This window comes from Streptomyces alkaliphilus (genome assembly GCF_014141535.1).
GTDB lineage: Bacteria > Actinomycetota > Actinomycetes > Streptomycetales > Streptomycetaceae > Streptomyces > Streptomyces alkaliphilus.
Genome location: NZ_VKHT01001606.1, coordinates 1 through 644, shown reverse-complemented (window position 1 = coordinate 644; position 644 = coordinate 1). Strand labels below are relative to the sequence as shown.

The window sequence follows — 644 nt, the reverse complement described above, 5'->3', positions numbered from 1 at the left end:
GGGAGACGCCGAGCGGTGCGCGCGCGGGCGGGGAGCCGTACGGAAGACGGGGCGTCCCGATCACGGGACGGGGTTCGGCCACCGGGTCCTCCTGCCTGCTCGGGCATGGACTCCGGGGCGCGCCGGAAGGCGCTTGGGACAACGAGCGGACCGGGATGCGGGGATTTCGGAGGGACCGCCCCGGCACGGCCGGACGCGGCGGTCACCGAAACCGCCGACCCGTTCCGCCGCGCACTGCCTCCCATCCGGACTTTCACCGTCGGTCCAGGAGTTTCACCTGGTCAACCGATCACTGGAGGTGATCGGGTCGCGGACTGTAACCGCCGGTTCGGACTTTCACCGACCCCGGAGTGCGCTTGCGTCACTGGTACGCGTCCCAGTGTGCCACGTCGATCGCCCCCTGTGCAGGGGGCGACGCCCGTGGTTCTCCTCACGCCGGGCGGAGGTGTGGGGGTGGGCGCCGGGTACACCGCGACTGGGACGAGGCGAAGAATTGGTCCATACCTATTGACCGACTGGTCTAGTCCTCTTAATCTCGCGTCAACTCGACGGCCCCCTGTCCGGCGCGACACCGCTCCCCGGCGGGATGCCTCGCACCTAGCCGAAGTCCCCATGTCCCAGCGGCGATTCGACCGACCCCGGCC

The 644-nt window shown here is 70.2% G+C and carries 1 riboswitch.

Going from position 1 to position 644, the window contains the following annotated elements:
• Window positions 1–227 precede the first annotated feature (227 nt).
• A riboswitch (FMN riboswitch) is annotated at window positions 228–358 on the bottom strand.
• Between the last annotated feature and the right edge of the window lie 286 nt (window positions 359–644).